21 protein-coding genes are annotated in these 23,157 nt (G+C 57.1%); 11 read left to right on the top strand and 10 right to left on the bottom strand.

Annotated elements, in window-relative coordinates:
• Positions 1–26 precede the first annotated feature (26 nt).
• Positions 27–2,939 (bottom strand): prolyl oligopeptidase family serine peptidase, encoded by a 2,913-nt coding sequence (locus tag SCM96_05020; protein MDW7759985.1) that lies wholly within the window; start codon positions 2,937–2,939, stop codon positions 27–29.
• Positions 2,940–3,027: 88 nt separating this feature from the next.
• On the opposite strand from SCM96_05020, the gene SCM96_05025 reads away from it, so the two are divergent.
• Complete coding sequence (locus SCM96_05025; GenBank protein ID MDW7759986.1) at positions 3,028–4,428, top strand: sodium:glutamate symporter; 1,401 nt, start codon at positions 3,028–3,030, stop codon at positions 4,426–4,428.
• A gap of 14 nt (positions 4,429–4,442) precedes the next feature.
• Here the strand turns inward: SCM96_05025 and SCM96_05030 are convergent, their stop codons facing one another.
• On the bottom strand, positions 4,443–5,432 hold the full coding sequence (locus SCM96_05030; GenBank protein MDW7759987.1) for a radical SAM protein: 990 nt from the start codon (positions 5,430–5,432) through the stop codon (positions 4,443–4,445).
• A 134-nt stretch (positions 5,433–5,566) separates the two neighbouring features.
• On the opposite strand from SCM96_05030, the gene SCM96_05035 reads away from it, so the two are divergent.
• From SCM96_05035 to SCM96_05065, 7 genes are all read left to right on the top strand, one after another.
• Positions 5,567–6,580, top strand: coding sequence for a class II fructose-bisphosphate aldolase (locus SCM96_05035; protein MDW7759988.1), 1,014 nt, complete (start codon positions 5,567–5,569; stop codon positions 6,578–6,580).
• Positions 6,581–6,681: 101 nt separating this feature from the next.
• The gene (locus SCM96_05040) at positions 6,682–7,332 is read left to right on the top strand and encodes a CoA pyrophosphatase (protein MDW7759989.1); all 651 of its coding nucleotides are present in this window, start codon (positions 6,682–6,684) and stop codon (positions 7,330–7,332) included.
• Complete coding sequence (locus SCM96_05045) at positions 7,329–8,669, top strand: FAD-dependent oxidoreductase (protein MDW7759990.1); 1,341 nt, start codon at positions 7,329–7,331, stop codon at positions 8,667–8,669. The genes SCM96_05040 and SCM96_05045 overlap by 4 nt, the downstream gene beginning before the upstream one ends.
• Positions 8,670–8,787: 118 nt before the next feature.
• Entirely contained in the window at positions 8,788–9,402 is a 615-nt protein-coding gene (locus SCM96_05050) for a TlpA disulfide reductase family protein (protein MDW7759991.1), read from the top strand.
• Entirely contained in the window at positions 9,399–9,536 is a 138-nt protein-coding gene (locus SCM96_05055; protein ID MDW7759992.1) for a CD1871A family CXXC motif-containing protein, read from the top strand. The genes SCM96_05050 and SCM96_05055 overlap by 4 nt, the downstream gene beginning before the upstream one ends.
• Before the next feature lie 6 nt (positions 9,537–9,542).
• Positions 9,543–10,427, top strand: a complete 885-nt coding sequence (locus SCM96_05060; protein MDW7759993.1) for a 4Fe-4S binding protein — start codon at positions 9,543–9,545, stop codon at positions 10,425–10,427.
• Positions 10,428–10,504: 77 nt separating this feature from the next.
• Positions 10,505–12,589: a prolyl oligopeptidase family serine peptidase gene (locus tag SCM96_05065; protein ID MDW7759994.1), complete on the top strand. Its 2,085-nt coding sequence runs from the start codon at positions 10,505–10,507 to the stop codon at positions 12,587–12,589.
• A gap of 114 nt (positions 12,590–12,703) precedes the next feature.
• Here SCM96_05065 and SCM96_05070 read toward each other — a convergent pair whose 3' ends face one another.
• The 8 genes from SCM96_05070 to SCM96_05105 form a co-directional block, all read right to left on the bottom strand.
• A complete protein-coding gene (locus SCM96_05070; GenBank protein ID MDW7759995.1) occupies positions 12,704–13,177 on the bottom strand; it encodes a hypothetical protein in 474 nt (157 codons plus the stop codon).
• Between the two features lie 10 nt (positions 13,178–13,187).
• Positions 13,188–13,547: a hypothetical protein gene (locus SCM96_05075; protein ID MDW7759996.1), complete on the bottom strand. Its 360-nt coding sequence runs from the start codon at positions 13,545–13,547 to the stop codon at positions 13,188–13,190.
• A gap of 109 nt (positions 13,548–13,656) precedes the next feature.
• The gene (locus SCM96_05080; GenBank protein MDW7759997.1) at positions 13,657–14,616 is read right to left on the bottom strand and encodes a hypothetical protein; all 960 of its coding nucleotides are present in this window, start codon (positions 14,614–14,616) and stop codon (positions 13,657–13,659) included.
• A gap of 325 nt (positions 14,617–14,941) precedes the next feature.
• The gene (locus SCM96_05085; GenBank protein MDW7759998.1) at positions 14,942–15,163 is read right to left on the bottom strand and encodes a hypothetical protein; all 222 of its coding nucleotides are present in this window, start codon (positions 15,161–15,163) and stop codon (positions 14,942–14,944) included.
• Positions 15,164–15,240: 77 nt separating this feature from the next.
• Positions 15,241–15,588 (bottom strand): AraC family transcriptional regulator, encoded by a 348-nt coding sequence (locus tag SCM96_05090; protein ID MDW7759999.1) that lies wholly within the window; start codon positions 15,586–15,588, stop codon positions 15,241–15,243.
• Between the two features lie 631 nt (positions 15,589–16,219).
• The gene (locus SCM96_05095; GenBank protein MDW7760000.1) at positions 16,220–17,074 is read right to left on the bottom strand and encodes a hypothetical protein; all 855 of its coding nucleotides are present in this window, start codon (positions 17,072–17,074) and stop codon (positions 16,220–16,222) included.
• Between the two features lie 64 nt (positions 17,075–17,138).
• A complete protein-coding gene (locus tag SCM96_05100; GenBank protein ID MDW7760001.1) occupies positions 17,139–19,244 on the bottom strand; it encodes a thioredoxin domain-containing protein in 2,106 nt (701 codons plus the stop codon).
• A gap of 62 nt (positions 19,245–19,306) precedes the next feature.
• Positions 19,307–19,720, bottom strand: a complete 414-nt coding sequence (locus tag SCM96_05105) for a response regulator (protein MDW7760002.1) — start codon at positions 19,718–19,720, stop codon at positions 19,307–19,309.
• Positions 19,721–19,942: 222 nt separating this feature from the next.
• On the opposite strand from SCM96_05105, the gene SCM96_05110 reads away from it, so the two are divergent.
• The 3 genes from SCM96_05110 (at position 19,943) to SCM96_05120 (ending at position 23,036) form a co-directional block, all read left to right on the top strand.
• Positions 19,943–21,343 (top strand): Gfo/Idh/MocA family oxidoreductase, encoded by a 1,401-nt coding sequence (locus tag SCM96_05110; GenBank protein MDW7760003.1) that lies wholly within the window; start codon positions 19,943–19,945, stop codon positions 21,341–21,343.
• A 22-nt stretch (positions 21,344–21,365) separates the two neighbouring features.
• Positions 21,366–22,148, top strand: a complete 783-nt coding sequence (locus SCM96_05115) for a DUF1080 domain-containing protein (protein MDW7760004.1) — start codon at positions 21,366–21,368, stop codon at positions 22,146–22,148.
• A gap of 189 nt (positions 22,149–22,337) precedes the next feature.
• Positions 22,338–23,036 (top strand): ThuA domain-containing protein, encoded by a 699-nt coding sequence (locus SCM96_05120; GenBank protein MDW7760005.1) that lies wholly within the window; start codon positions 22,338–22,340, stop codon positions 23,034–23,036.
• Positions 23,037–23,157 lie beyond the last annotated feature (121 nt).

The raw sequence follows: 23,157 nt of genomic DNA on the forward strand, positions 1-23,157 counted from the left end.
ATCTTATCTCCTGCCGTCTTTCGTCCTCAGTCTTTCTTATCCTCGGCCTTTTTGAACAATGCGTTGATGTCCCTCTTGCCGCGCTCGAGATAGGGGACGCCGTTTTCCATCCATTCCGGCCGGGGCGTCCCCAAAAGGAAGTGGTCGAAAAACTCATCCTGGTGGACGGTCCAGTGTTTCTGGTTTTCGCGTTCCCGAAGCCCGTGTTTTTCGCCGTTGTAATTGAACATGTAGGCTTCCCGGTCCAGACGCCGGAGGGCGGTGACGAATTCGATGCCCTGATACCACGGAACGGCGTCGTCCTCGTCGTTGTGAATGGTCAGATAAGGCGTGTTGACGCGGTCGGCCCAGAAGAGGGGCGAGTTTTCAAGATACTGAAGAGTCCGTGTCCAGAGCGGCGCTCCGATCCGGCTCTGGGTCTTTTCATACTGAAAGGCCCTCGACATCCCCGATCCCCAGCGGATGCCGCCGTAGGCGCTCGTCATGTTGACGACCGAGGCGCCGGCCTGGACGGCCGCGAACATGTCGGTCTGGGTGATGAGGTAGGAAATTTGATAGCCGCCCCAACTGTGACCCTGGATGCCGACGCGGGCCGGATCGATATAGCCCTCCTCCAGGATTTTATTGGCCGCCGGAACGACGCACTTGAGGGCGCTTCGTCCCGGGTATCCGATGTCATAGACGATGTCGGGCATAAGGAGGACATAGCCGTTCGAAACGTAGCGCGAGAAATTGATGCTTGTTCCCGGCGAGGGCGGGTAATAGCGGTGAAGGCCCTGGGAGAGCCGTTCGTAGATGTAGACCATCAGAGGATATTTTTTGGCCGGGTCGAAATCGTCGGGTTTGATGAGAACGGCCTGCAGGATCCTGCCGTCGGCGTTGACGTATTCGATGAGTTCGGCCTTGCCCCAGAAATAATCCGCCTGCTGGGGATTGGCGTCGCTGATTTTTTTCATGTCGGCAAAGGACGGCCCGCTCGTCCAGAGGTCGGGAAATTCCTCGAAGCGTTGCAGGGTGAAGAGGTAGATATCCGCGGCTTTCGCTTTTTGAAGTCCTCCGAAGAGCTTGTCGAGCATGACGACTTTTTCGGGCGCTGCAGAGGAGGAGAGGGTCGTCCGGTAATAGCCCGATTTTCTCACGGCCTCCTCGGATGCCGAAATCAGGATGGGGGTTTTCGCGGGAATGGTCTTTTCTTCGCGGTCGAGCCGAAAATACCGGAAGACGATGCCCTCGGCGCGGCCCTGCCCGCGGGTGATCATCCGTGCGCCTGACCCGTCCGGCCGGATCTCCCAGATATCGTATCTGTCGTTAATTAGAACGGTCCGGTCGCCTTCGGTCCAGCCGGCGATGCCGTAAGGGTAGGGTTCGCTCGGCGAATCGTGGAGTTCGTTTTCGAAGCGGACGTCCAGGCCGGCCGTCAGATTGGATTTGCGGCCGTCCGTGATGCGGTAAGAATACCAGTTACGGTCGTCCCTCTCGTACCAAATGAGATGGTTTCCGGCTGGGGAGAAAGAAACGGAGGAGGAGCCGGCCTCGAGGATTTTCCGGCGCGATCCGTCGGCGATGTTGACGAGATAATAGTCGGCGTACTGCGTGTCCCAGGAGATAAGTCTGCGGTAGGGAAGATCGGAGACGCCGAGAGCTTTGGCGCCGTCATCGGAGAGAACGATGTCGGGCATGTCCGGCGTTGCCAGCCGGACCATCCGGCCGTCCCGGATGTGAAAAACGGAGCGGAAGCTTCGCTTTTTTTCGTCCTCGGCCCGGGCCTTCTGCATGGGCTGGAGCCAGGGATCCCGCCAGTGCCAGATGTCCACCTTGATGGGGTCGGGAGCGTCCTCAGGTTCGGGTTGGGGCGCCGGGACGAGGCCGAAAAACAACCGGGCCGAATCCCTGGAGAATTCGAGAGAACCGTGTTCACCGACGGACATCCCGGCCGGAAAACCCTTGGCCGTTCCGGGGATGATTTCCGCCGCCTTTTCGGAGGGGGCTGTCCAGAGATAGAGCTTCCAGGCGGATGTTTTGGCCTGATAATCATCCCGATCGCTGAGAAAAGCAAGACGCGCGCCCTTCTCGTCGAAGGTGAATCCTTTGTAATGGCCGAGACCCGTCATGAGGGACAGGGTTTTTCCGTCGGATGCCCGCCAAAGGAAAGCTCCGTCGTTGTCCGGAGTCTTGGATGATGTCCCGTAAGCCAGGACACCGCCGCTCTTATCCCAGGTGTAGTCGACGACATCCGAGACAGTCTGTTCCGTGCCGGTCGAAAGCTCACGGATGACGAGTTCCGTGCCGGGGTCTTTTTTCTTTTCCTCTTTCTTTTCGCCGGGTTTCTGTTCAGTTGCTGCGGGTTCACCGTGTTTCGCAGTCCCGGCTTCCGTCGTCGGCTCGGCTTTTTTCTCCGGTTCCGCTTTGGTGGACTCGGGCTTGTCCTCCGGCTTTTTGAGAGGAGGTTCAAGGAGATAGGCGAAATGCGACCCGGCGTCTTCCGGGACTTTGAAACTCTTGACCCGCTCGATGACGACGACATCGCCGGTCTCGAGGTTGAGGATGCCGAGACCGCTCTTGGGCTGGTCCTCGGGTTTCTTCTTTTCTTTTCGAGCCTTGTCGACATCGGCTTTGAGCGGCGCCACGGCGAAAACGACGAATCGGCCGTCCGCGGTGATGATGGGCTGCCGTCCGCGGGCATGGCGATACTCCTGTCCGGTTCGCAGGTTGCGAACGACAAGGTCTCCGTCGCCGTCCTGGGGCGCAAGCGCATATGCGGTCCAGACGCCGTCGCTCGAGATCCGGGTTCCTTGGATGGATCGCCAGGAATCGTAGGCGTCGTAGGAAAGCGGTTTTTTGACACCTTCGGCCGTCACGGCGGCGGCCGGAAAAAGGACCAGGCTCAGGACGAGAGCCGGGATGAGAAAAACCGGAATGTTGCTGTGAATGGACATCATGCCTCCTGGAATTGGTAATATACCAACGCTTGGCCACAAGGACAAGCCTATCTTGACTTGAAATATCCCGGGGTTTATAGTCTCAGGCATGAGCCTTTCCGCCGATGTGCTGACCAAGTTCATGATCGACCTCGGCTGGCTGTCCCTTCTTCTTCTCGCCGGCAAGCTCATCCGGTCCAAGGTTATCCTGTTTCAGAAGATCTTTCTTCCGGCCTCGATCATCGCCGGCTTCATCGGTCTGGCTTTGGGTCCTTATATCCTCGGCTCGACCGGGGTTGAGATCATTCCTCCGGAAACTCTCGCCACGTGGAGTTCGCTCCCGGCCGTTCTCATCAGCGTCGTCTTCGCCTGCCTCTTTCTGGGTGTCGACATCCCTTCGCTGCGGACGATCTGGCGCGAAGGCGGGCCTCAGCTCTGTTACGGGTGGGTCGCGGGGATGGGGCAGTACATGGTGGGTCTGGGGATCACGGTTGTTCTGCTCACGCCGCTCTTCGGTGTGCCTGCGGTTTTCGGCTGTCTCCTCGAGATCGGGTTTTCCGGAGGCCACGGCACCGCCGCCGGGATGCAAGAGGCGTTCACGCAACTCGGATTTCCGGCCGGATCCGACCTCGGACTGATGTCGGCCACGGTCGGCATTTTCGTCGCGGTCGTCGTAGGCATGATCCTCATCAATTACGCCGTCCGGAAGGGCTATACCACGGTCATCGAATCTCCCGATAAAATGCCGGCCGACAGCATTCGGGGGTTGATTCCCGAGGGTCGAAGACAGCCCGGAAGCCTGATGACGGTTTCGCCGGATGCCCTGGAGCCTTTCGCCTTTCATGGGGCCTTCGTGGGTGTCGCCATCCTCATCGGCTGGTATATCCTGCAGGGCATCAAGAGCCTGAGTGCCGATATGGAACCCGATTTGTTCCGGAGTTTCCCTCTCTTTCCGCTGGCCATGATCGGAGGCCTGTTGATCCAGATCGCGGCGTCCAAAACGGGAGTGGCCCGTTATTTCGACCGCAAGACCTTCGATCGCATCCTGGGGACGGCGCTGGATCTCCTGGTCGTCGCCGCGATCGCCGCCATCAAGCTTGATGTCTTTCTGGCCTACATCTGGCCGTTTCTCATTCTCATGGCCGTCGGAATCGCCTGGCTTCTTTTCTGTACGCTGTTCATCGCCCCGCGCATGCTGCCCGACGCCTGGTTCGAACGGGCCATCACGGAATACGGCATGCAGACGGGAGTGACGGCCATGGGGTTGCTGCTTCTCCGGGTTGCCGATCCCAATTTCAAAACGCCGGCGGCCGAGTCCTTCGGCTTCAAGCAGATCATCTACGAACCCTTCTTGGGCGGGGGATTCATCACCGCGTCTTCGCCGATCCTGATTGCCAGTTTCGGGCTGGGCATCCCCTATGCCGTCGGGTTCGCCTCCATCCTGGTCATGCTGGGCGTGGCCTGGCTGTCGGGGTGGATTCATGGGTTTCACCCGATCCGCCGCTCTTAAATTACGGCCGCAGTTCAGCGGGAGATGCGGGTGAGTCCGGCTTCGCGGGCCCAAACCAAGGCCTGGCTGAACTCTTTGCTTGTCAGGCGCCGGGAGATCTCGGGAAACTCATTGGCTCGGTGTTCGGGGCGGTATTGCCGCATGACGTTGACGTAATGGTCGGGGGACAGTTCGCGGGCGATGAAACGGAAGACGTCGCGTGTGCCGGAGGCGTCGTTCGGCAGGACGAGGTGGCGGACCATGAGCCCGCGGACGGCGACGCCGCGGGCGTCCGTCTGCAGAACGCCGACCTGGCGGTGGATTTCGCGGAAGGCGTCCCGGGCATAGTGGGGATAATTGTAGGCCCGGGCGCTCAACCGAGCGGCCGTTTCAGGATTCCAGTATTTGAAATCCGGAAGATAGATGTCCACAATACCGTCGAGCAGCCGCAGGATGTCGGCCTTTTCATATCCGCCCGTGTTGTAGACAATCGGGATTTTGAGGCCGCGGGGGACGGCATCGGTCAGCGCGGAGACGATGCTCGGAAGGAAGTGTGTCGGTGTCACCAGGTTGACATTGTGGCATCCGTGCCGTTGAACGCCGAGCATGGCATCGGACAGAGTCGCCACTGAAATGTCCTGGCCTTGGCCGTCGATGCTGATCGTGTGATTCTGGCAGTAAACGCAGCGGAGGCCGCAGTGGGACAGGAAGATCGTGCCCGATCCCTTGGTCCCGACCAGGGGCGGTTCCTCGCCGAAATGGGGGAAAGCGCTCGATACTCTGACCTTGGCCGAGGCCCGGCATTTGCCGATTTCTCCCTTGGTTCTGTCGACCCGGCAGTCGCGCGGACACAGCGAGCATTCGGAATAGTGGGCGCGGAGCTCCTCGGCCCGGCGGGCCAAAGTTCCGTCGGCGTGAAGCTTCAGGTATGAGGGATAGATGGCGCTCTCCTTCAAGGTCATCAGGAGGGCAGGCACACCCGCGGCGTTTCTCAGAAATCGTCGGCGGGTCAATGAGTCGGTCACCGGGCCTCCCAATCTCGATTTGTCATCATAGCATCCATATCATATTAATAGGGGAGATGGGTGAGGTTGTCAAACTCATCAGTCCAAGGTATGATAAACAAACAGCGAAATAATCCATATGAGGGAGGAGCAATATGGCATCCATTTTCAGCGACCTCGGTCTCGTCAACACCCGGGAGATGTTCGAACGCGCTTTTAAGGGGCGTTACGCCGTCCCGGCCTACAACTTCAACAACATGGAGCAGCTTCAGGCCATCCTGACGGCCTGTGTCGAGACGCGATCGCCCGTCATTCTCCAGGTTTCGAAAGGCGCCCGGTCCTATGCCGACCAGACTCTTTTGCGCTACATGGCCGAAGGCGGTGTCCGCATGGCCCGTGAGCTGGAGAAAAAGCTCGGGGTCACGGGAGAAATCCCCATTGCTCTTCACCTCGACCACGGTGACTCCTACGAAATCTGCGTATCATGCGTTGAGACCGGGTTTTCCTCGGTCATGATCGACGGTTCCCATTTGCCTTACGAGGAGAATATCGCTCTAACACGGCGGGTTGTCGAATACGCCCGCGAACACGATGTCACCGTTGAAGGAGAACTCGGCGTGCTGGCCGGAATCGAGGAGCATGTCTCCTCGGAGACGTCTCACTATACGAAACCCGAAGAAGTCTTCGACTTCGTCGAGCGCACCGGGGTCGATTCCCTGGCGATCTCGATCGGCACATCCCATGGGGCGACCAAGTTCAAACCAGAACAGTGCACGCGCGATGAGCGCGGCGTTCTCGTCCCGCCGCCCCTGAGGTTCGACATCCTCGAGGCCATCGAAAAGAAAATCCCCGGATTCACCATTGTTCTCCACGGATCGTCCTCCGTGCCGCAGGAGGCGGTGGCGACCATCAACGCTCACGGCGGGGCCCTCAAGGACGCGATCGGAATTCCCGAAGATCAGCTCAGGCGGGCCGCTTCGTCCGCCGTCTGCAAGATCAACATCGACTCCGACGGGCGTCTGGTCATGACGGCGGCCATCCGCAAGCACTTCGCCGACCGCCCGGGCGATTTCGATCCCAGGCAATATCTGAAACCGGCCCGGGCGGCCCTGATCGAGATGTACAAGCAGAAGAACAAGGATGTGCTCGGATCGGCCGACCGGTACTGACTCTCTTGCCGGTTTCTCCGGGAGAAAGCGGCTTTGCCGACAGACGTCTTTCGGAGCATGAATTTCATCAACAGGATTAAGGATAACGAAACGGAGGCATAGTGTTGAAGCGTGATGGTCAAGACATGCCGTTTTTTGTCGGCCGGCTTGAAGCCGGACTCGGCCGCCCCAAGCCGGGGCTCCAGGCTCAGCTCGACATGCTTCCCGAACCCCGGCCCGGCCATCAGACTTATGAGGAAGTCGAGGATATCAGCCTCAAGGCGGCCATTCTTCTTCTTGTTTATCCTCTCGAGGGGCGCCCCCATTTGCTTTTCACCCGGCGTACGGAAAAAGTTCTGCATCACCCCCGGCAGATTTCCTTTCCCGGCGGCCACCGGGAGCCGGGAGAAACCGTCGTCGAAACCGCCCTCCGGGAGGCCGAGGAAGAGGTTGGTGTCCGCCCCGGCGACGTCCGCATCCTCGGCGAATTGACGCCTCTCTACATTCCGCCGAGCAACTATTGTGTCTACCCGGTTGTCGGGACGGCCGACATCCGGCCGGATTTTCGTTTGGCCCCGCTCGAAGTCGCGGAAATCCTTGAAGTTCCGCTGGACTTGCTTCTGGCTCCCGAAAGCCGGTGCCGGGAGATGTGGAATGTCGGCGGGCTTGAGATGACGGTTCCCCATTTCGCCTTCAAGGGCGACAAGATATGGGGTGCAACGGCCATGGTGTTGGCGGAATTTCTTCACATTTTGAAGGATGGCGGGACATGAACGATTTCCTGATCATCGGCGCCGACGCGGCCGGGCTTTCGGCCGCCGTGCAGATCCGTCGCAAGCGGCCGCAGGCCGGACTCAAGGTCATCAACAAAGGCCGGACCATCTCCTACGGCGCCTGCGGCATCCCCTATGTCATTTCCGGCGATGTGGTCGAGGCCGAAAAACTCATCCACTACACCCCGGAGACGATGGAAAAAGAAAGAGGGATCAAAGTGGAGATCCTGCGGGAGGCCGTCGGCATCGATCCCGAGGCGCGAGATGTGGAGGTGAAAAACCTCGAAACCGGCGAAGTGACGAGGGAAACATACGGCCGCCTGCTGATTGCAACAGGAGCGACGCCGAGGCGGCTGCCCTTTCTCGACTATGCGGCCGAAGGTGTTTTCAATCTTCATGATATGGATGATCTGGGCCGGATCCTGGACTTTATGAACGGGAAAAGGCCGCGGACAGCCGCCGTCGTCGGCGCCGGGAATATCGGTCTGGAACTCGCCGAGGCCCTGCGTGCCCGAGACATGAACGTCGTGATGATCGACATTCTCGAGACCCCGATCGCAACGTGGCCGTCCCTTGTCCGCGAGGCCGTTCTGCGGGAAATGCGGACCCGCGGCGTGCGGTTCGCCGGCGGCATGAAAATCGCCGAAACCGCGCGGCGCGGGGAGGGGTTTGTGCTTCGCTCGGACAAAGACGATTTCGAAGCGGACGTGATCTTTTCCGTGGTCGGCGTGCGGCCGGCCGTGGAGTTCTGCGGGGGAAAGATCAAGGCGCTCGAAAACGGCGCTCTGCTCACGGACCCTTTCTGCCGGACATCGGCGGCCGATGTTTATGCGGCGGGCGATTGCGCCGCCGTGCGCCACAGAATTCTGGATCATCCCGTTTGGATGCCGCTCGGATCGACGGCCAACAAGGCGGGCCGTGTCGCGGGAATCAATATGGCCGGGGGAAGCGTGGAATATCCCGGAATCATCGGCACCCAGGTTTTTAAATTTTTCGGGCTCTCGCTGGCCAGGACGGGAGTGGATGCCGAAGAGGCCGCGGCCGCCGGGCTCGAAGCCTTTACGGTTTCGTCCGCGGCTCGGGACAAACCCGGATACTACCCCGGCGCCGGGACGGTCGAGATCGAGATCGTCTGCGAAAAGGGAAGCGGGCGCCTTCTCGGCGCCGCGGTCGTTTCTCCGGACAATGCCGTCATCATCATCGACGCCGCGGCCGCCGCCGTCACGGCCGGAATGACCGTGCGTGACCTGGCCTGGCTGGATGCCGCCTACACGCCGCCGTTTGCTCCGGTTTGGAATGCCTTGTCCCTCGCCGCCCTCAAGGCCTTGCGGCTTTAAGACACCCGATCGGCCGCGAATCGACAAGGGGCGCCGGGCTTGGGTTTTTCCTGACGATTTCTGGTAAAATACCCGGCAGAGTTGCACGGATCCCGTTGGGAGAAAAGGAGAGTGGAAAATGATTGTCCATCGAACCGCGGCGGTTTTTTCCGTCCTGCTTCTTCTTGTCTCCCTGCCCGCCGAGGCCGTTCTGACCAAGGGAGACCGCCTCTTGCCGTTTTCCCTCAAAGCGCTTGACGGCAGGCCGGTGACAGTCACTGTTCAGGACGGCCGGCTGACCGTCATCGAGGAGGAGGACGTTTTTCACCCTGCGGCCGTTCTGATGGATTTCTGGGCCACTTGGTGCGTGCCCTGCCGCAGGGCCATGCCGACCCTGCAGAAACTTCATGACACCTACAAACCGTCTTTGGGTGAGACCGAAGGAGGGCTCAAGCTTTTCGGAATCTCGCTCGATGTCAAGGGATCGAGAATCGCCAAACCATTTTTCGAGCGAATGAAGTTCTCATACCCCATGCTGGCCGATCCGCCGGCCGCCGGGCTTCCTTCGGGTGTCTTGGGGACGGCCAAGGAGATCGCCGCGGCCTACGACGTCCAGGAAATCCCCGTCGTATATATCATCGATGCATCCGGAACGATCGTCCATGTCCACGTCGGCTTCAAGGATGAGCATGCCGCGGAACTCGAAGCGGCGGTTTCGGCCCTGGTTTCCCCGGGATCCGGGAAAATCAAATGAAGAAGCGCCGCCTTCCTTGGATTGTTCTGGGCGTCTCCCTCGCTCTCATGATCGTGGGCCTCTTGATGGGGGAATACCGTTCGGTTCTGGAAAAGGCGGTCATTGTCTGCCTGGATTGCATCGGGATCGGATGACGGGCCATGGGCAAGCTCTCCCATATGCAAGTGACACGGCGACGGGTTCAGGTTCTTGCCGCCCTGGGTTTCAACATCTATCTTCCGGGATTGTTCAAAGGAAGAATCTTTCAGGGCAACATCAAGGGGATCTGCGTTCCCGGCCTCAACTGCTATTCCTGCCCGGCGGCCGTCGGCGCCTGCCCGATCGGAGCGATCCAGACGTTCATGGCCTCGCTGCGTTTCAAGATCAGTCTGGCCGAGTTCCAGTTCGGGCTTTACGTTCTCGGTTTTCTCGGTCTTGTCGGAAGCCTGGTCGGCCGGATGCCCTGCGGCTGGCTCTGTCCCTTCGGCCTTTTCCAGGAGCTTGTCCATAAAATCCCTTCGCCCAAGATCGGCATTCCCAAATTTATGAATTATTTCCGATATGTCTTTCTGGCCGGGATGGTTGTCCTTCTGCCGCTTCTCATCGTTGACGAGTTCGGTTTCGGTGAGACTTGGTTCTGCAAGTGGGTTTGTCCGGCCGGGACTCTCGAGGGCGGCATCCCGCTCGTTCTGTTGAACGCCGATCTCCGCGGCCTGGTCGGATTCATGTTCACTTGGAAGATGGTCCTGCTCGGCCTGTTCCTGGTCTGGATGGTTTTCAGCCAGCGGCCGTTCTGCCGCACCGTGTGCCCTCTCGGCGCGATCTTCGGGCTTTTCAACAGGGCCAGCTTTTTCCGCATGGAGGTCGACGAGGAGAAGTGCACGCGCTGCGACCTATGCCGGAAAACCTGCCCGGTCAATGTCAAGTTTTACGAGACGCCGAACAGCCCCGACTGCATCCGCTGCCTGAAATGCTCCGACGCCTGCACTTACGGCGCCATCAGCTACGGCTTTAAGTCGGAAAAGATACCAAGCGAAACAACCTGAAAAACGACCGTCCGGATTCCGGCCCATGAACGGACCGAGTCGAAGAGATCATTCGACTTAAGAAGGAGAGGTGCGATATGAAACGTCTTTTCGGCTTAATTTTGGGAATTCTTCTCTGCAGCGCCGTGCCGCCCATCGTATCGGCTCCGGCCGCGGCTCCGGACATGGATTTGGATACGTTTTTGAGCCATCCCGTCGCATCGGGGCTTGCGGTTTCGGCCGACGGAGCGCGGATCGCCTGGATTCTCAATGAGCGCGGTCTGCGGAACATCCATCAACGCGACGCTCAGGGCCGGGTCTTCCCCCTGACGCGCTATGCGGATGACGACGGTCAGGAACTTTCCGGCTTGACCTTTTCGCCGGACGGTTCACGGTTGGTTTATGTCCGCGGCGGATCTCCCAACCGGCAGGGCGAAAATCCCAACCCCGCAAGTCTCCCCGAAGGCGTGGAGCAGGCGATCTGGGCGGTCGATTCGTCCGGCCGATCGGAACCGTTCCGCGTGGCGGCGGGAAGTTCCCCGGTGTTTTTCCCGGAGGGCCGGAAAATCCTGTTTTCGCGCGGCGGACAGATCTTCGAGGCCGAAGTCGCTCCCGGCGCCGAAGCCCGGCCGCTCTTCAGCGCCAGGGGCCGGAACGTGGGTCCAACATTTTCCCCCGACGGGAAGGAGGTTCTTTTCACGAGCTCCCGCGGCGATCACAGTTATGTCGGCGTCTATAACCTGGAAAGTGTTGCGATCCGCTGGATTGCCCCGGACACGGGGCACGACATGAATCCCGTCTGGGCTCCCGACGGACGGCGCATCGCCTTCATCCGCCGGCCGGGTCTTCGTTTCGGGGAGCTTTCCGATCTGACTTCGGGCGTGCCGTTCTCCATCCGGGTCGTTGACGCTGCGACAGGCGAGGGTGTCGCCGTCTGGACTTCACCGTCGGATGACGGGGGCTTCGCCCAGACCTCGCCCGCTTCGCCTCTTGTCTGGACGATGACCGGCCGGATTCTGTTTTATTCCGAGCACGAAGGCTGGATGCACATCTATTCCATGAATCCCGACGGCTCCGACCTCAGGGACCTCACGCCCGGGGAGGGTGAGGTGGAAAGTCACGTTCTCGACGCCGCCGAAAAGACCGTTTATTTCAGCTGGAACCACGGCGATATCGACCGGCGGCATATCTGGCGGACGGATGTCGAACGCGGCGGTCCGATTCAGGTCACATTCGGCAACGGGATTGAGATGTATCCCGACCTTGCCGGCGACAAGCTTCTGTTCTTCCGCAGCACCTTCAACATGTCGAAAAGCCTGGTCCGGTTCGACAAGGAGAAGGCGGCGTTCGATGTCATTTCGCCCTTGGAGATGCCCGGGTTTTCATCCGAATGGTTTGTCGAGCCCGAACAGGTCATCCTGAAGGCTCACGACGGAACGACCGTTCATGCCCAGCTTTTCGTCGACCGCCGGACGCCGGACCCCAAGCCGGGTGTCGTCTACATGCACGGAGGTCCCGTCCGGCAGATGCTCCTGGGCTTTCATTACAGCGACTACTACATCCATTGCTATGCCTTTAACCAGTTCCTGGCCGCCCGGGGATACGCGGTCCTGTCCGTCAATTTCCGGGCCGGAGTCGGCTACGGACGGGATTTCCGCAGGGCCGAAAACCAGGGGCCTCGCGGGGCGAGCGAATACCAGGACGTCGTCGCCGCGGCGAAATATCTACAGTCCATGCCCGAGGTCGACCCGGAGAGAATCGGCCTGTGGGGCGGGTCTTATGGCGGCTACCTCACGGCCATGGGCCTGGCCCGGAACCCTGAAATCTTCAAGGCGGGTGTCGATCTTCACGGCGTCCACGACTGGGCGGAGCGGGCCCGGCTCTTTTCACCGGGCGCCGGGTGGGGTCTTCGGGAAGAGGATCTGGCTCTGGCTTACCGATCCTCTCCCGTTTCTGATCTCAGCCGGTGGACGGGCCCCGTTCTTTTCGTCCACGGCGACGACGACCGCAACGTGCTGTTCCAGCAGACGACGGACCTGGCCGAAAAACTGAGGGACAAGGGTGTTGTTGTGGAGGTATTAGCCCTGCCCGACGAAGTCCACGGCTTCCTGCGCTATGCGAGCTGGCTCCGGGTGCTCGAAGCGGCCAAAGACTTCTTCGACAGGCGCCTTCAGCCGGATTGATACAAACCCGAGCGAGTCACGGGCGCCCGCGCCCCGGCGAGGAGGGAAGGTCCTTCCGGGGCTTGACCCGGATGCAGGTGTCGAGAATGCTCTCCCAGATTGTTCTCGATGGAATTAGAATGACAATGTTCGGAAAGGAACCGGTACGGATATCTCTTTGACAACCGAGTTGTTGCCTGGTGTGGACCATTGAACCGTAAGAATCTTCGTTTTGCCTCTTATGTCGATTTTTCTATCGATGACCTCCTCATTTCGAATGATTTTAGACCTGAGAATCATTGCTGACGACCCCACTGCGGCATTCCATCTCGGCGCAAAACTCAGAATGAGGAGAAGGAAGGCGAGCATGCGATAATCTGCAACCTCGTCGGCGGGGAACACAGCAAAGTAGATACTGACAACAATCATGAGGAAAAGAAAAACCAAATAGACTCTGTTGCCGGGTATTCTGGGATCAAGCCTCGCCGACCAAATGCAGATCACCACTCCGATTTTCTGTTTTCGGGATATCCACTTAAGAACATGATAGATAAAACTGGCCATACTGAGAACGGCCAACACAACAGTAACCTCCCGGGAGGCCGTCACCGGGAAATCCCTAATCTGAAAATAATTCTTTCCATTGATCCAAAGATAACGGCATCCTGTATTTCAATAACACTTTTTTCTTCAGGTTGATGAAGATAACATCCGTATCCTTGAAGGCATTTTCCGAAATGAATTCATCCCCGGCTATGATAACCGGGAATCGAATGTTATTCCCCATGGCGAATCCCCTGATCCTTCTTGCGAGGATTTTCGGAGATCTGTCGGGGTTGCTCGGAACAAATACACAGATTGAGGATGTTTCAAGCCCTGCCGAATACAGCCTATCGAGAAATTCGTCAAGATGGGCCTGACACAAGGGGCAAGACATCATGTTTTCATGAATAATCACTAAAACTATTTTTTCACTCACATGGGGAAAAATGTATTCTTGACCATCAATATGATCGCTCGGTCCGGAAATGATCTGCGAAACCGCGGAGTTCTCTATTAAGAGTAATAAGACCGCAATCCAAAGAATCTTATTTTTTAACATATTCCAAAAAATATTTTTTCAAGGCCGTGCCCTCGGCCTCTTTGACATAAAGAAAGTTTTCGTGATCGATTGTTAGAAAATGACTTGGTTCCTGAAGGATGAAAGTGGTTAAATAATTGCCTTTATTATCAAGCACATAAACATCCCGATTAGGGTTTTCAGAGGCATTTCCTCCTAAAACGAATAAGTTTCCATATTTATCCAATGCAATATCCTTATAAATCATTTCTGTCGGGATGTTGTGTTTACTCACCTCGGAATACTTATACTTTGATCTTTTTCCTCCCAACAACATCTTTTTCCATATCAATCTTCTATCCTTATCGTACTTGCCGACATGATCTTCAAAAGAAGACATAAAATACATATTGCCTTGGCTGTCCAATACAAATTTTCCAAAGAGTTTAAAAAATTCTTCCTTGTTTTTCTCAAAGGAACTTGAAATTGATGATTCGGGATTGTTTATCTGAAGAATGGGAGGGGACTCGCCGATAGAAGGAGATAAAATAAAAATCCGGTTATCTCTTGTGACCTCCAAGTCGAATATCGGACCAGGATAAGAAATATGGCCTTGATAAAGCAGGTTATTGTCAAAGACTTGGATTCCGGAACGATTCTGGTCGACAACATATAGTTTGTTATCGGCAAACTTGACTATGACGGGAAATTGGAATTCACCGGGCCCTTGACCTTTTCCCCCGGCTTGACTCACCAACGAACCCTGTTTGTCAAATTTCTTGATTGAATAGTCCAACGAATCCAACAGGTAGATGAATCCTTTGTCATCAACAGCAACAGACGTCAAAAAGAAAATCAAGTCATCATCCAGGGATCCGATAGAAAGAACTTCTTCTATCCGGATGGATTTGAAGGGATTCTGACATAAACCGGGTTGTGCCATGATCCCAATGAGAATCAATAAAATCCATATCTTCGATTTATCCATTGGACTTCCTTAATAACCGGCGATCAACAATGTCCTGTTGATAACCGCATAAAACAACGCATCTCCGAAAAGGTTTATTTAACGATAGTTTTTTTTCACTAAAGAAAAAGCAAACAAAAGGCCAATCCGTTTCCGCAATAGGGAAAGGCATAAGGTCCCGCCCACCAATAGAAGCGCAAACATTTATGATATGCTTCAACGCATTTTTCTGATGTCACTTCACCTGTATGGGTAGGAATTACGGCAACAAACAATATCATTACCGATAAGACAATGGAAGCACGAACATGATGTTTATTAAAAAACAATCTTTTCATCTTTTCTCCTATTGCATGAACTGTAAACACCAAGCATAGCCGTGTGAGCAAAGCGTAATCGCCATGGGGAGGCCTAAAGTGATTGTATATGCAAAAAGGCACTTCACTAAGCCTTTTTTACAATCAGCACCGGCTCCGCCTTCTTCTGCATACGCTGGAGTAAATGTTACGATCAACAACATCGCTATTGCTATTAGAATGCCCACCCACCTGTGAATCTTGTCTTTCATTTTTCACCTCCTTGACCTCTTTGTGTGACAACATAATGAAGATTATCTAAAGAAGCAAGCAATCTGAGTTGGCAATTTTATTGATTTGATTGTTGATTTTTTTGCCGGCATCGAGTAGGAGTCATACCCGTTGTTTTTCGAAAATCATGAAAAAAATTCCAAATGCTTCTATATCCAAGTAAATAGGAAATCTCCTTAACCTGGGCATCTGAATTCTTGAGGAACAATTCAGCTTTTTCCATTTTTTTCTGTTTGATGAACTTGATTAAAGAGATCCCCGCCTGCTTCTTGAATAAGGTGCTGAAGTAAGCGTAGCTAAGATTTGCAATTCTTGAAAGCTCTTTAAGGCTAAACCTGCTGGGTGTTTCCAAATCATCCAAACTTTTCAAAACATGTTGTTTGACTTTAAATATTCTGAAGTCCATAGATTCCCCCTATTTATAAACACTCGGAAAAAATTTCACCGGATCTTGAAACCTATTCTCAATACTCCTCAACACAATTTGTTATTTTAGTCGTCTTGTTCGCAATGAAATTGCATTCCAAGGATGATATTTTCTAAATGTTCTTTCCCAACTTCTCCCGCAGCCTGTCCCCCCGATTCTCTTCTTGAACCCCTGCAGGACGTTGAGCTTGTCGAAGGAGATGCAGGGCTTGGAGGCGAATATGGCACAAGAAGCGGGACAAGGGCGTCGCCGTCGAGATTCTCGCCCTGCCCGACGAGGTCCACGGCTTCCTGCGCTATGCGAGCTGGCTCCGGGTGCTCGAAGCGGCCAAAGACTTCTTCGACAGGCGCCTTTAGCCCAAGTTCGATAGTTCTGCCCGCATAATTGATTCACTCTTATTCATTGTATTGATGTCTTATCTTGCTCTTCCTCTGCACTGGATAATGGTGCTGGGGATGAAAGAGCGTCTGCAAATGTCGTGGCGACTTTGGCCTCTTGAGTCGAACTTGGGTTGCCTGTTCCATCCGGGAGCCCGGAGGCTGGTTTTCAAGTCGACCCGCCTCTTTCGGTTCTGACCAGCCGGCCGAGGCGCGGCCGATCCGCGCCCGCCTTATTTGTTGACGATCAGGCTGCCGTCCTGAATGCCTCCGGATTTGTCGATGGTGTAGCCGGCGGCCTTGAACAGATTGAGGGCCTGGGCCTTGGTCAGATCTCCCTTTTCAGCGAAAGAGATGCTCTGGAACGCGGGGCCGGATGCGGCCTTGGCGATGACGAAGTCCAGGCGGCCGGGGCCGTTATGGATGAAGATGATCTCGTCCCGATTCTCCGCGTCGCCCCGCATGTTGAAAGCCTGCCCGGTCTGGGCCAGACAGATCATGCTGCCGTCGCTGAGGCGCTTGAATTCGTGGTAGGTGCGGGCGATCTTTTTCCCGGCCCGCTCCGTGAAGGTTTCGCTGACATAATATTCCTTAACGAGCTCCAGTCGACCGTTCCCGACCATGCGGTCTCCGGCCTTGGCCCCGGGTCCGAAGCCGTCCTTCGCGAGCTTGTCGTCCCAGCCGAAGGTGATCATGTCGCCTGATTTTTCGACAAATCCCTGGTAGCCGGCCAGCATCATCTTGCCCTCGAAACGGCCGTCCCGGTTGTCCGGGTTCATGATGTCGAATTGTACGGTGGCGATAAAGGTCGTCGGCGCCGTCACCAGACCCATGATGGGCATCCCCTCATAGGCGTTGACGACGGCTTCGTTCTGATTGTAGAGATCGCTCCATGCTTCCGACATGTCGGAGATTTTCTGCATGTGTGTCGCAGGCGGCGTTGCGGATGGCGGTGCTTCAGCCGGGATTGCGGCGGTTTCCGCGGCGGCCATGGATTCGCCGGGGGCTGCCGGAGCGGATCCGTCGGCGCAGGTGCCGAACAAGAAGACCATACATAAAACAACACTGATCGACATAAAGATTTTCATGATGATTCCTCCAATGAGCTTGAACTATAAGCCTCTATCAGCGGCGCGTCAATGCTCCCTCCCGTCAGGGACAGGCCGCACCGTTCGGAATCTCGGCGGAACGGTTAAGAAGCATGGCGAGGAGCTCATCCGGTTCGGTGACCGGCCTTCCGCAGCTCCCGCCGCGACAGACGTAAGCCGTCGCCTTTCCGTCGAGCATTTTGATGTCGGCGGCGAAGGGAAGGCGTTCGGCGGTCGGGCGGCCCTGAGGTCCCGGCGGAAGAACATGCACCGTCGTTTCGGGAAAAAAACCCTGCCGGACGGACTGCAACATGCGCCGTGTGTCTTCGCTTTCGGGATCACCGGCGATAACGACCTCGATCGTCGGGCCGAAGGCCGATTCGAGGGCGGCCAGGGCGAACGTCAAAGCCTCGGGCGTGCGCCGGACTTCGGCGGCCATGCCCCGGACGACCCGCTGTGCGGCGTCCTCAAGGGAGGCGTCCGCCGTAAGACGTGAAAAACGCAGGAGATTCATGAGCATGACGGAATTCCCCGAAGGCATGGCGCCGTCGGTTATGGGTTTGGGCCGGAACGGCAGAGGTTCGGCATCCCCGGCGGTCAGAAAATACCCGCCGCGTGTCCCGTCCACGAACAATTCTTCGGCCGTGCGGAGAAGTTCACCGGCGGTATCGAGCCAGGCCGCTTCGAAGGTCGTCTCGTAGAGTTCGACGAGCCCCCAGATCATGAAGGCATAGTCGTCGAGGAAGGCGTCGATTGCGGCCGATCCTTCGCGGAAGGTGTGAAGAAGCCTTCCGTCGGGCCGCCGCATCCGGTCGAGAACGAAGCGGGCCGCACGCCCGGCGGCGCGGGTGTATTCCGGCACATCGAAAACGCGGGCCGCACGGGCCAGGGCGGCGATCATGAAGCCGTTCCAGTCCGCAAGAACCTTGTCGTCGAGAAGCGGACGGACTCGGGTGTTTCTGGCTTCGAGAAGTCGCGTTCGGATGCCCTCGAAACGGGTGCGATGGGTCTCTTCGATCTCGGCCTTCAAAAAAAGAATGTTGCGCCCGGTAAGTCCGGGTTCGGCCGGGTCGCTGAAATTCCCCTCCGGACGGACTCCAAAGATCGAAGCGGCCCAGGCGCCGTCCTCCCGGCCCAGAATCCGGTCGAACTCCTCGCTCGGCCAGGTATAGAATCGCCCCTCTTCGCCTTCGCTGTCGGCGTCCTCAGCCGAGAAAAAGACGCCTTCGGGAGATGTCATGTCCCGGAGAACGTACGTGAAAATCTCATCGGCCGTCCGGCGGTAGCGCGGTTTTCCCGTCACCTGGAACGCCTCCGTAAAGGCCAGGGCGAGACCGGCCTGATCGTAAAGCATTTTTTCGAAATGGGGCAGTAACCAGCCGGCGTCCGTCGAATAGCGGTGAAACCCGAAACCGAGATGGTCGTAGATTCCGCCCCGGCGCATGGCGTCAATGGTTTTTTCGGCCATATCCAGAGATTCCGGCAGACCGGTGCGGCGATGGCGACGAAGGAGAAACAGGATGTTGTGGGAGACGGGGAATTTCGGAGCGCCGCCGAAGCCGCCGCGCTCCGCATCGAAGGCCCGTGACAGACGCCGAAATCCGGTTTCGAGAATTTCGGGTCCGACATCTTCGCTGCGGTGCGGTCCGGCGGCTTCGGCGGAGATCGCTTCGGTGACCCGCCCGGCGGCCGCGGCGATATCCGCTCTCTTTTCGCGCCAGAGCGTGGCGATGCGCGCGACGATATCCAAGAGCCCGGCCCGGCCGAAACGCTGAGTCCGGGGAAGGTAAGTCGCGGCGAAGAAGGGCTTTTTATCAGGCGTCATGACGATCGTCAGGGGCCAGCCTCCACTTCCGGTCGTCATGCGGCAGGCGGTCATGTAAACGTCGTTGATGTCGGGGCGTTCCTCGCAGTCGACCTTGATGTTGATGAATGTCTCATTGAGGAGCCGGGCTGCGGCCTCGTCTTCGAACGATTCGCGCTCCATGACGTGGCACCAGTGGCAGGTGGCGTAACCGATGGACAGGAAAATCGGCTTGTCGGCGCGGCGCGCCGCGGCGAAGGCCTCCTCACCCCAGGGATACCAGTCGACAGGGTTGTGGGCGTGTTGAATAAGATAGGGGCTCTTTTCTTTGATCAGGCGGTTGGGTTTGGCCGGGCGTTTGGTCATGGGAGACACGATCCTTTCCCTCCCATTATACCCGGTTGAAAAAGCCGATGACGGAAGGTGGATCAGAAACGGCCGGTCAGGAAGGGCTTGGGTTGCATCAAGCGGTCGATGGATTGAGTCAACGTGTCGAGATCGAGCGGTTTGACAAAGAAAATGCTGATGGCCAGGCGGCTCAGTTCGCTGAGGTTGACGAGATCGGGAAAAGCCGTGATCATGATGACCTCGCCGTCATAGCCGATTTTGCGGAATTTCGAGACGAGATCGAGACCGCATTGATCCGGGAGCTTGTAATCCGTGATCAAAAGGTCGAAATGACCGTCCTTGTAGGAACTCAGGGCTTCTTTGGAGTCGCCGGCCGAGGCGACATCGTATTTCTTCTTCAGGATCAGGGCGAAGGTTTTGCGGATATTTTCGTCATCGTCGACGATCATGATTTTTTTGTCGGACTTTTCGGCGGCGGCCGCTTTTCTTCCCATGGTTCGGACTTCCTTTATGATGATAATAATTTCATAAGTTGAATAAGCATTTTTCGTGCCAAGATCATCGGAGGTTCTCTCCTGAAAAACCTGTAAAGAAAATGTGTGACGATTCGATAGCGTCAAGATATTTTACATTTCAAGTTGACGCAAAAACGCACATTGACCGCTTTCAGGCCGCTGTGATATAAGCAAAACAAGGGTGAAAGACAGGAGACAGATATGAAAGATCCCGAAAAACTTCCCAAGTCTGAAACATCGTCCATGACCCGGCGCTCTTTTCTGGGAACTGCGACGGCGGCCGCTTCCGGTCTGATGATCGTTCCCCGGCATGTTCTCGGGGTCGACCGGAAAACCGGGAGGAAGGCGCCGAGCGACACCCTCAACATCGGTTGTGTCGGTGTCATGGGCAAGGGCTTTTCCGACATCCAGTCCGTGAGCGGAGAGAATGTCGTTGCCCTCTGCGATGTCGACGACGAACTGATGGCCCGTTTTCTCGGTTCGGACCGGCATGAACCTCAGAGGAAGGCCATGTACGACAAGGCCCGGAAGTACCGGGACTTTCGGATCATGCTGGAAAGGGAAAAAGGGCTGGATGCCGTGGTCGTCAGCACACCCGACCACACCCACGCCGTCATCGCCATGGCCGCGATCAAGTTGGGTAAACACGTTTTTGTCCAGAAACCATTGACCCGGACGATCAAGGAATCCCGTCTGCTGGCCATAGCGGCCAAAGAGGCCGGAGTGGTCACCCAGATGGGAAACCAGGGACACGCCGGGGAAGGCGCCCGCCTGATCTGTGAGTGGATCTGGGATGGAGCCATCGGCAATGTCCGCGAGGTCCATACCTGGACGAACCGTCCGATATGGCCCCAGGGGGTGGATGCACCGAAGGAGATTCCGTCCTGTCCCGCGACTCTGGATTGGGACCTGTGGCTGGGCCCGGCGCCTTTCCGCCCCTATCATCCGGCCTATCATCCCTTCAGCTGGCGGGGGCTGTGGGACTTCGGAACGGGGGCGTTGGGTGATATGGGCGCCCATATTATCGATCACCCGTTCCGGGCGCTCAAACTCGGCCATCCCGTGACTGTTCAGGCCAGTTCGACGAAATTCACAAAGGACTATGCGCCTATGGCGGAAATCGTGACCTATGAGTTTCCAGAAAGGGAGGGCCTGGTTCCGGTCAAACTGATTTGGCACGACGGAGGGCTGATGCCGCCCCGCCCGCCGGAACTCGAACCGGGGCGGATGATGGGCGATGACGGCGGCGGAGTGCTTTTCCGGGGCGAAAAGGGGCTTCTCATGTGCAGCACCTACGGAGAGAATCCGCGACTTGTTCCCGAGACGGCCATGCGCGAATACAAACGGCCGGAGAAAACCATTCCGCGATCGCCCGGAATCGCCGAGGAATGGATCGAGGCCATCAAGACCGGAAAAAAATCGACCACGGACTTTTCCTACAGCGGGCCGCTCACCGAAGTCATGCTCCTGGCCAACGCCGCCGTCCGGGTCCAGGACCGGAATACCGTGCTTCAATGGGACGGGGGAAAGATGGAATTCACCAATGTGCCCGAAGCCAATGAATTTCTGCATGCGCCCTACCGTCCGGGGTGGTCGCTGTGACGGGCGGAGGCGAGGGGGAATCATGAAGAAAACATGCGGCATCCTTTTGGGAACGGGGCTGATTCTTCTTGTGGCGATGACGGCCTGCCGTCCCGCGGAAGAGCATCGGGTGGAGGCCGAAAGCATCCCTTGGGCGGTTCATGATCCGGATCGGCCGTTGCCGCCGGTCGTCGACCCCGGCCCGGCCGGAAATCCGGTTCCGCCTCCGTCGGATGCGCTCGTCCTTTTCGACGGGTCCGGTTTTGGGGAATGGGTCGACGGAAAAGGCGAGCCGGTCCGATGGAAACTGGAACATGATTATATGGAAGTCGTCGCCAAGACGGGGTCCATCCGCACGGTGCGGGCTTTCGGCGACTGCCAGCTTCATGTGGAGTGGATGGCGCCGGAGGCCGTATCCGGCGAAGGCCAGGGCCGCGGCAACAGCGGCGTTTTCCTTATGGGGATCTACGAGGTCCAGGTTCTGGACAGCTATGACAACCCGACTTACGCCGACGGCATGGCCGCGTCTCTCTACGGCCAGTTTCCGCCTCTGGTGAATGCCTGCCGCCCGCCGGGCGTTTGGCAGACTTACGACATCGTATTCCGCCGGCCGAGATTCGACGGTGAAGGCGGGTTGCCGTCTCCGGCGCGCCTGACCGTGTTTCACAACGGCGTGCTTGTTCACGATGCCGTCGAGCTGACGGGCCCGACGGCCCATAAAGCCCGCCCGCCCTACAAGGCTCATGCCGACAAACTGCCGATTTCTCTTCAGGACCACAGCGATCCGGTCCGTTTCAGAAATATCTGGATCCGTGACCTGGAGTGACATCCGAAACAGTTGTTCGGAAGGCCGTCCGTGTCGGGATGTGCGCTCAGGCAAACGGAATAGCCGCTGATGCGCCATCTTGAAGTGAATGTCCATAAGGAGCTGAAAATCATGCGTTTTCACCTAAAAAAAAACTGCCTCCCGGCGGTCGGTTCGGGGATCTTGCTCGCGGCGATGGTCTTCGCCCCGATGGCCCATCCCGGGCCGGAAACCGTTCCGGCACCAGGAGAAACCCCGGTGGCTAAAAAGGCCCTTTTTGTCTGGGGCGGCTGGGACGGCCATGAGCCGGAGAAATGCACGGCCATTTTCGCCCCCTGGCTTGAGTCTCAAGGATTTGAGGTTGAGATTTCGAATACGCTCGACGCCTATCTCGACGTCGATAAACTCAAGTCTCTGGATCTGATCGTCCAGGCTTTCACCATGGCGACAATCACACCTGAACAGGAAAAAGGCCTTCTCGAGGCCGTAAAAAGCGGGGTGGGATTGGCCGGCTGGCACGGCGGTCTGGCCGACTCTTTCCGGAACAACACGGAATACCAGTTCATGGTCGGCGGGCAATGGGTGGCTCATCCGGGCGGCATCATCGATTATGAGGTCAACATCACGGATCCGAACGATCCCATCACGGAAGGACTTCAGGATTTCAAAATGAAATCGGAGCAGTATTACATGCACGTCGATCCGATCAACGAAGTCCTGGCGACCACGACGTTCAGCGGCGAACATGCGCCGTGGATCGAAGGCGTGGTCATGCCCGTTGTCTGGAAGAAGCTCTACGGGAAAGGCCGGGTGTTCTACACGTCGCTCGGCCATGTCGCGGCCGATTTCGATGTTCCGGAGGCCCGAACCATCGTCCAGCGCGGCATGCTCTGGGCCGCCCGCGAATAACCCTGCTCGAATAACCCTGCTCTGGCTGCTGCAAGTTATTGATATTAATATAAATAGCTTGTTTTGGCCTGCTCGGACTGCCATATATAGTTGATAATAAGTGATTTCCAATAAACTGCCA

The sequence above is a fragment of the Acidobacteriota bacterium genome, assembly GCA_033549365.1.
GTDB lineage: Bacteria > Acidobacteriota > Aminicenantia > Aminicenantales > Saccharicenantaceae > JAWSUF01.